Raw genomic sequence first — 7,914 nt, 5'->3', positions numbered from 1 at the left:
CTTCCGCAACCCCGCCAACCAGCGACTACGCACCCGCTGCGCTACCACCAGACGCACCCGAGGCCACCTCGACCCCCGCTAATTTCGTAGAGCCCCATTAAGGGAGGCGGTATCACCAACAACCAAGCGACCTCCACCGGAGGATTGTCCATGTCCGTAGGTGTCTTCACAGTTACCGGCACCCGAATCACAGGAAATACCGCCCAAGGCTCCGGTGGTGGTGTCTGGATCTTCGACGGACAGGCGACGCTGCGGCAACTCGAAATCACTGACAATGTCGTCTTGGGCCAGGGAGGTGGCTTGTTGGTCTTGGACAGCTCCGTCGTCATCGAGGACAGCAACATAGCGAACAACACCAGCACTAGCGATGGTGGAGGAGTTTTCAACTTCCTGGGGCAAACGGTGTTGCGACGCACAAAGATCATCGGCAATCAGTCGAATCGTCGGGGCGGCGGCATCTTCAACAACTCCGGCGCAACAACCACCCTCTTCGACACCAAGGTGGTCAAGAACCTCGCCGTGACCGACGGTGGGGGCATCTTCAACGAGGTGGGCGGCACCGTGAACCTGAACACCGCCACTGGCACCGTTATCATCAAGAACCGACCCAACAACTGCTTCAACGTTCCCGGCTGCGCCGGATAACCAGCCGATCACATCGGATCAACGAGGGGTCCCGTCACGCCGCTTGCCGGTAGGGGCGGGATCCCTCCGCCGGTCCCACACGGTCACCCCATCCTGGGGTTGTCGGCGCCACTAGCGTGAGCGATCCGGTCGACCTGTTCCTTGGTGACAACGGCGACTGGCCTCTCCATGTTTGTCATCTGGTTCTCCGTGCGTCGGCTGCCATAGGTGCGGAACATCGCAAATGAGAACCGGGCGGCATCGAACGCTGGGCTATAGCGCTCCACACCGGCATGCCGCGGGCGCCTAGAATCCGCTCATGTTTGTGAAGGTATGCGGTTTGCGGCAGCCGGAGCATGTCGAGGCGGCGGTCGCAGCAGGAGTGGATGCGATTGGCTTCGTGATAACGGCCAGCGTCCGCCGGGTGGAAACGAAGAGGTCGGACGTCTGTTGAGACTGGTACCCCCGGAGATTCTGACCGTGGCGGTGTTCTCCGGGGAAGCGCCGGAGGCGATGCGAGCGACTGTGGAGGAGACCGGAATTAGTGCGGTGCAGTTGCATGGCGCTCACCCTGCGAAGGACTTCCAAACCTTGGCCGACCTGCCGGTCACCCTCATCCGGGCTGCAGCGTTGGATGATGCCGAGCCGATGAGTTGTGGGGCGTTCGGCGAAAAGTTATTTATCATCGACGCCCCCCCAGCCGGGTTCCGGGGAGGTCTGGGAGTGGGCCGGCGTAGGCGACCGCGTCACGGGCTGGATACTGGCGGGGAGTGCAGTCAGACAGGGTACCGCGGAATGCCAGTGCCCGTCCGGTGTAGTACTCCTCGAAGGTCAGGTGCGCGAAGCCGTAGCGGCCCGGTGTTCGTTCGACCAGCAGACCGGTGTGGGTGTCGGCTTTGTCGATGAACTCCAACACGCCCCGTCCCGCGTCGGTGCCCAGTGGGTCCGCTGCGGTCAACACGTTCGGATCCCAGTCGATGCCGTGATGCTTGGCCCACCACGGGCCCAGCACTTCCAGCAACTCTGCTCTGCTGGCGGAGCCCTCGGGGCGATGTTGGTGCATCCATGCGCCGAGTTCGGTCAGCCAGCGGGTCAGGATCCGCTCGTTGGGCAGGTCCGCCTCGGCGACTCCTTGAGCGCTGCGCCAGGTGCGGCCCAACGCGGTACACACCTCCACATAGGCCTCGACCCTTCGGTGGGGGAGTCGTCCGCTGGCGCGGTGGACCAAGACGAGGGCGGTCAGCAGTAGCGGGTTGGCCGCCAACCGACGGATCCCGGCGTTGGAGCGCAGCGCCTGGCCGATCGCGGTGGCGTCCCGCGCACCGGCCTCGATGATCGCCGCCTGGCTGTTGGCTGGGGTTTCGGCCTGGTGCACCTGCCGGCAGTAGACCTGCAGGAACCGGCTGATCGTGTCATCGTCTATGTCTCGCAGCCGTAGCGCCGTGAACGGCTCCGGTAGTGCAGCGGCCTGGTAGCCGGCGATCCGACTGGTCACCACGAACCGGTTTCCCGAGCGGCTGTGCGCGGCCACGAAATTCATCACCGCGGTGACCACCGCGCGGCGCAGCTCGGCCGACCCGATTTCGTCCAACCCGTCCAGCAGCACCAGACACCGACCCGCCTCCAGCTGCTGCCCCAACAGACGGGCCAGCCCGGGGGTGCGACACTCGGAGCGGTTCAGGTAGCCGGGCAGGAAGTCACTGATCCCCACCCGCGGATACCCTTGACGGGCGTACTCCCCGATGCGCACATAGATTGGGAACCGCGCCGGCCGCCCCTGCACCGACCCACCGTTGAGTAGCCCGCGCGCGTGGCACAGCGCGAGATACCGCAGCAAGGTCGTCTTGCCCGTACCGGGATCACCCAACACCAGTACCTGCGGCCCGTCTCGTACTGCGTCCAACACCAGCACCGGCTGGTCAGACACCCTGCCATCACCGGCGGTGAACCGGCGCCCGTTCGGCTGCGGCCGGTGTTCGCGGCGGTGTTGGCGGAGTTGGCAGAGGGGGCTCGCGGGGAGCCTGCGCTGCACGCGGTGTTGGGCCGTGCGGATGCGGCCCGGGCAGGCGCGTCGACTGCGGCGATAGTGGAGGCGATGGGCGCCGCTGCTGCCTTCGTTGACCAGTTCCGCGGACAGGTCCGCGCCCACCCCCCGGCGCCCCAGCGGTCGAGGAGAACGGCCGCGTCCTGAGGTACCAGGAACTGGAGGCGATGACTGATACGGCTGCGGCTGCCCTGATCGCGGGGGTGTCACGCCCGGCAACCGGGTCGTGGTGTCCGCCGACGCGGCGGCCGCGATTTTGGCCGTGCTCAAGGCCGGTGCGGCGTTCGTGCCGGTCGATCCGGAGCAACCGGTGGCGGTCATCGAGCAGATCCTGGCCGACAGCGGTGCCGGAACCATCCTGCGGCCGCGCGGCCGGCGTACCGAGTAGGACACCCAGCCACGGCCACCGTGCCTCGGCGACCCGGACGAGGGCGTAGTAGCCGGCCGGCGGCCACACCAGATGTGAGTGCGGTGGAGGAGTCGGCGTTGAGAACGATGTCCGCCTGCGAGGCGAGCCATGCCAGGAGGGCACCGACGGCGGCGGGGACAGCGGTGCGGATGAGGGAGATCAGGTAACCGTGCGTCAACGGGGGTTCCTCTCGGGGTATGAGGGGGCGCGCCTGATGCCACGGCAGTCTCGTGTCTCGTTCAGGCATGTTTTTCGGGTTCATGTTGTGGTGGGGTTGATGTCGGTTTAGCTCAGGGTGGTTGCTACCGCCTGCCTGGTAGCCGAGGAACACCACCCCGGCCGAGGTGGTTCTCGTCCGTGAGAGGGAAGGACACCAACACCGCGATGAACGATCAGCGCCACGACCATGACCCGGACCGGCCAGGTGCACGCCGGGCGAGGTCACGATGGTGGGCCGTCGGACTGGCCGGCATGACCGGCCTGGCCCTCACCACCACCCTCGGCATCGGCGGAGCGCCGGCTATCGGCGCCGTCGACGGCACCCTCACCGCCGCCGATGACCGGCCGGGAAAACCTGACCGCGCCTCCACCGACAACAAGGACCACGAGGGCAAGGCAAAGAAGGACAAACGCAGGGGCACACCGGTCCCGTGTGACGCCGATGCGCTGATCGCGGCGATCACCCTCGCCAACGCCCGCGGCGGTGCCGTCCTCGACCTCGCCAAAGACTGCACCTACCTGCTCACCGCTGCGCAGAACGGCGCCGGTCTCCCCGCGATCACCAGCCCCGTCACCCTCAACGGGAAGAACACCACCCTCACCCGTGCCGCCGCAGCCCCCCTGTTCCGCATCATCACCGTCGACATCGGCGGCAACCTCACCCTCAACCACCTGAAAATCACCGGCGGCCAAACCGCTCCTGCTGACCCAGGCGGCGGGGGAGTCCTCGTCAACACCGGCGGCACCGCTACCATCAACCACAGCACTATCACCGGCAATATCGCCATCTTTGGCGGCGGCATTTCCAACAACGGCACCACCACCGTCAAACACTCCATCATCAGCCACAACACCGCAACTCTTTCAGTTGGTGGTGGGATCCAAAGCACTGGCCTGTTGAAGGTCACCCACTCCCAGGTCGACGCCAACAACAGCAGTACCGGCGGCGGTGGAATCAGCGTCGTTGGAGGCACTTTCGGCATCGCGCACAGCACCATCACCGCCAACCAGTCAGCACAGGCGGGCGGCGGCCTGGTCGCCAGTCCAGGAGCCGGCACGGTCACCGATACCCGCATCATGCAGAACACCGCCAGATTTGGCGGCGGTGCTTTCTTTGGTGTTGGTGGAGGGCCGTTCACGCTCAGGAACGTCACCGTGGCCGACAACGCCGCGACGAACGGTGGCGGCGGACTCGGCGTGAACCCGAACACGCCTCTGGTCATCGAGGACAGCACCATCAAGAACAACACCGCTACCTTCGGCGGAGGCGGCATTCTCCAACAAGGCAACACAGTGCTGCGGCGGACGAAGGTCACCGGAAACCAAGCAGGAACCCAGGGCGGCGGCATTCTCAACGACGCCGCCGGCACGCTCACCCTCTTCACCGCCAAGATCGTCAAGAATACCGCCGCCGCCGCTAACGGTGGCGGGGGCATCTTCAACGTGGCGGGTGGCACGGTCGAGTTGAACACCGCCACCGGCACCACCGTGGTCAAGAACCGGCCAAACAACTGCGTCAACGTCACTGGCTGTCCGGACTGACCCCGTCGCCCGGATATCACGACGGGCCCCCGCCCCTACCGTCTACGGGCGGCAGGGGCGGGGCCCTTCCTGGTTAGGGTCGGGGGATGGTGGATGTGCCGTCACTGCCGCAGCCACAGCGGCTGATCCTGGCCGAGCTGTCCGGCACAGCCCGCCGGTACGGCACCCGTATTAGGCACCACCGCAGGGCGATTGCAAGGTCGAGGTATGACCGGATGGTCTCGGTTGTGGGGTAGTCACGCCGGGGTCGGTGGGTACGTAGAAGAGCGCGGTCTCCTGGTGATTATTCAGGTGTCTACGCTGGATGATCGAGAAAGACCGCGCTCGTGGAAGCATCATCGTTGATCGGCGGGCTGTCCGCACGTTTGTGTGGTGTGCCGCCTCTGTCGGAGCAGGACACGCCGGGGTTGTTGCAGCCCCTGGCCGAGGTTCCGGACCCGCGGGATGCACGGGGCCGGATCTATCCGTTGCCGGGACTGCTCGCGACCGCGATCGCGGCGGTGGTCTCGGGTTCCAGCCGGGTCTTGGAGATCGTGGAGTGGGCCGCCGATGTGCCGAAGGTGGTGTGGGACCGTCTCGGTGCGGCCCGTGACACGTTCACCGGTGTGCGGCGGGTGCCTGATGACAGCACCTTGTCCCGGGTGTTGGCCGGCATCGACGCTGACGCGCTGGATGCCGCGGTGTGCCGTTGGTTGCTCAGCCGGGCAGGGCTGGCCGGGTTGGCCCGGCGGGTGATCGCCGTTGAAGGCAAGACGCTGCGGGGCAGTGGACCGGCCCGGGGCGCAGGTGCATTTACTGGCCGCGTTGGGCCAGGCCGAGCAGATCGTCCTGGCGCAGCTCGACGTCGATGGTAAGACGAATGAGATCAGCCGGTTCATGCCGCTGCTGGACGGTCTGAAACTGACCGGCGCGATCGTCACGGCGGATGCGTTGCATACCCAGCGCGAACACGCCCGCTGACTGGTCGAGAAGAAGAAGGCCGGTTACGTGTTCGTCGTCAAGCGCAACCAGCCGCGGCTGTATCGGCAGGTCAAGACGCTACCCTGGGCGAAGATCCCGGCCCTGGACGAGACCCGCGAGCGGGCGCACGGCCGCTATGACATCCGCGCGTTGCAGGCGGTCACCTGTCTCGGGCCGCTCGCGCTGGACTTCCCCCACGCGGCTCAGGCACTACGGATCCGGCGCCGCCGCTACCACACGGGCGCCGGTCGCTGGTCCACCGTCACCGTGTACGCATGGATTCACCGACGCGTTGTACTCGACGGTGCGCAACTACGTGGCCCGGCGTCGGCCGGAGATTTTCGCCGAGGCGCGTGAGGGCTGCGGGCACCTGGACGGGATGGTGCCACGCAGGTCCGCAAGCCCGGACCCATTTCGATCTTGCGCACCCGAAGGGATTCGAACCCTAACCTTCTGATTCCGTAGCCTAGTATGGATCGACTCGCCCGCCATGGGCCCATCCGGGAGGACGGCATGGCGCTTTACTTCGGACTCGACGACGCGGTGCTGGCGGACTTCCCCGAGAGCCAGGTGCGACTGGTCCTAGCCGACGGCGTCCGTAACGACGGGTCGTGGCCGCTCACCGATCGACTGATTGACGAGTTGACGGCAGACCTGGCAGCGGGCAGGTGGCAGCCGCACGACGAGTCCCAGCCCACGATCGCCTCGTGGTACGAGGCGTACCGACGGTTCGGCACCAACCCCCGACGGACGCGGCCCAGCGTGGACGCGTTGAGCCGCCGCCTGGCCAAGGTGGGACGGCTACCCAGGGTGAATCCCGTGGTCGACGCGTACAACCTGGTGTCGGTGCGGCACGGGATTCCGGCCGGCGCCTTCGACGTTGCCAGCATCGACGAGCCGGTGGTCGTGCGCCCGGCCCAACCGGGCGATGGATTCACCCCGCTCAACGAGACGGACCGGCGGGAGGAGCCGACCCCCGGTGAGGTGGTGTACACGGCCGGTTCGGAGGTGCTGACCCGGCACTGGAACCACCGCGACTGTGACCGCTGCAAGGTTACGCCCGCCACCCGACGGGTCGTCTTCATCCTGGAGCGGGTCAGCGCGTCGGCGGTCCCCGACGAGGCCATGACCGCTGCGCAGGACCTGCTTGTGGAACTGGTCACTCCACACGCGGAACGGATCACCGTGCTGGCCCTCTCCGCCGACCTACCCCGGACGGAGACCGTCTCGGTGTGAGCGCCAGCCGGGACGCCCGGCCCTGGGCAGCTCAGCCCTGCGTCACCGCCCAGCCGAAGAAGGCCGCCACCGTGAGGATCAGCAGCCACTCCGCTGTGAGCAGGAAGCGTTCCGACGCAGGGTGATCGGCATGGAGACCTTCGCGGGCGGAACGTTGCTGAAGATGCGGTCCTCGAAGACGTACCGCACGTACTGCGGGGTCCGGAACCCGAGCACGGCCAGCAGGACGTTCTTGCCGAAAAGGCCGAGGTCGGACCCTGCACGAGGGCAGCCGCTGGCTGCTGCGCCGCAAGGCCGTGTGACTCTGGTGGCCGGTTGGCGCGGCCGCCGTCCCGATCTAACGTCGCCGACGGCCCCGCCTGGCTCCTTTTCGGCGTGGTCCTGATCGGCGCGCTGGCCTCCGCCGTACTCACCGCGGAGTCCACCCGCGGCGACGCCTCGAACCCGGCGATGTTGCGGCTATTCGGCGCCAGGAGCCGCCGGGCGACCGCTCAGCGGCTCGGGTCCCCACCGTTGTCGCTGGCGTGTGGCTCGTCATTACCCTGGTCGCGCTGCAGGCCACCGGCTCGCTCGCCGGACCGTGGTGGGCGCTTGGCTTGCTGGCGGGACCGGCCGGCGCGGAGGGCGCCCTCCAGCGGGCGAAGCCGAGCACCGCCTCGATCGGCACCATATCGACGTACGCTTCTGCCGCGATCCGGGTGGTGTCGGTTTGGTCGCGGGAATGCGGCCGTTGTTGAAGGTGATCTCGCCGAAGCTGAAACCGTGCAGGCCCATGGCGGGTTGGTGTGGGATGAGGTGGACGCTGGATCGGTCGTTTCAACCAGGACGGCGGATAGTCCGCCGGAGCCGGAGCCGGAGCCGGAGCCGGAGCCGGAGCCGG

The 7,914-nt window shown here is 67.0% G+C and carries 8 protein-coding genes and 4 pseudogenes; 9 read left to right on the top strand and 3 right to left on the bottom strand.

Going from position 1 to position 7,914, the window contains the following annotated elements; all coding sequences use genetic code 11:
* Window positions 1-96 precede the first annotated feature (96 nt).
* Both K228_RS0123340 and K228_RS30580 read left to right on the top strand, forming a co-directional pair.
* Window positions 97-645 (top strand): annotated as a pseudogene (locus K228_RS0123340) (right-handed parallel beta-helix repeat-containing protein); the annotation flags it as partial.
* Window positions 646-957: 312 nt separating this feature from the next.
* Window positions 958-1,260, top strand: a pseudogene (locus K228_RS30580) (hypothetical protein); the annotation flags it as partial.
* A gap of 46 nt (window positions 1,261-1,306) precedes the next feature.
* Here the strand turns inward: K228_RS30580 and K228_RS0123330 are convergent.
* Window positions 1,307-2,551: an NACHT domain-containing protein gene (locus K228_RS0123330; protein ID WP_245603571.1), complete on the bottom strand. Its 1,245-nt coding sequence runs from the start codon at window positions 2,549-2,551 to the stop codon at window positions 1,307-1,309.
* Window positions 2,552-2,894: 343 nt separating this feature from the next.
* Between K228_RS0123330 and K228_RS28565 the strand changes: the two genes are divergently transcribed.
* The gene (locus K228_RS28565) at window positions 2,895-3,056 is read left to right on the top strand and encodes an AMP-binding protein (RefSeq protein WP_155251621.1); all 162 of its coding nucleotides are present in this window, start codon (window positions 2,895-2,897) and stop codon (window positions 3,054-3,056) included.
* On the opposite strand, the pseudogene K228_RS27825 reads toward K228_RS28565, so the two are convergent.
* Window positions 3,012-3,255, bottom strand: a pseudogene (locus tag K228_RS27825) (hypothetical protein); the annotation flags it as partial. The gene K228_RS28565 and the pseudogene K228_RS27825 sit on opposite strands and share 45 nt — an antisense overlap.
* Window positions 3,256-3,434: 179 nt before the next feature.
* Here K228_RS27825 and K228_RS0123320 point away from each other — a divergent pair.
* The 5 genes from K228_RS0123320 to K228_RS0123305 all read left to right on the top strand — a co-directional run bounded on the left by K228_RS0123320 (window position 3,435) and on the right by K228_RS0123305 (window position 7,034).
* Entirely contained in the window at window positions 3,435-4,838 is a 1,404-nt protein-coding gene (locus tag K228_RS0123320) for a hypothetical protein (RefSeq protein WP_025620558.1), read from the top strand.
* Window positions 4,839-5,164: 326 nt separating this feature from the next.
* Window positions 5,165-5,692, top strand: coding sequence for a transposase family protein (locus K228_RS29845; RefSeq protein WP_342667138.1), 528 nt, complete (start codon window positions 5,165-5,167; stop codon window positions 5,690-5,692).
* Entirely contained in the window at window positions 5,604-5,798 is a 195-nt protein-coding gene (locus tag K228_RS29840; protein ID WP_245603572.1) for a hypothetical protein, read from the top strand. Before K228_RS29845 ends, K228_RS29840 begins: the two co-directional genes overlap by 89 nt.
* Before the next feature lie 27 nt (window positions 5,799-5,825).
* Window positions 5,826-6,155, top strand: coding sequence for a hypothetical protein (locus K228_RS29835; RefSeq protein WP_050581025.1), 330 nt, complete (start codon window positions 5,826-5,828; stop codon window positions 6,153-6,155).
* A gap of 156 nt (window positions 6,156-6,311) precedes the next feature.
* Entirely contained in the window at window positions 6,312-7,034 is a 723-nt protein-coding gene (locus K228_RS0123305) for a B3/B4 domain-containing protein (protein ID WP_025620557.1), read from the top strand.
* Between the two features lie 78 nt (window positions 7,035-7,112).
* Here the strand turns inward: K228_RS0123305 and K228_RS29015 are convergent, their stop codons facing one another.
* Window positions 7,113-7,250: a hypothetical protein gene (locus tag K228_RS29015; RefSeq protein ID WP_188116249.1), complete on the bottom strand. Its 138-nt coding sequence runs from the start codon at window positions 7,248-7,250 to the stop codon at window positions 7,113-7,115.
* An 86-nt stretch (window positions 7,251-7,336) separates the two neighbouring features.
* Between K228_RS29015 and K228_RS30275 the strand changes: the two are divergent.
* Window positions 7,337-7,705 (top strand): annotated as a pseudogene (locus K228_RS30275) (DUF6297 family protein); the annotation flags it as partial.
* Window positions 7,706-7,914 lie beyond the last annotated feature (209 nt).

The sequence above is a fragment of the Salinispora cortesiana genome, from assembly GCF_000484695.1.
GTDB classification, from domain to species: Bacteria; Actinomycetota; Actinomycetes; order Mycobacteriales; family Micromonosporaceae; genus Micromonospora; species Micromonospora cortesiana.
The sequence above is the reverse complement of the archived record's forward strand: the minus strand, read 5'-3'. Positions and strand labels throughout refer to the sequence as shown.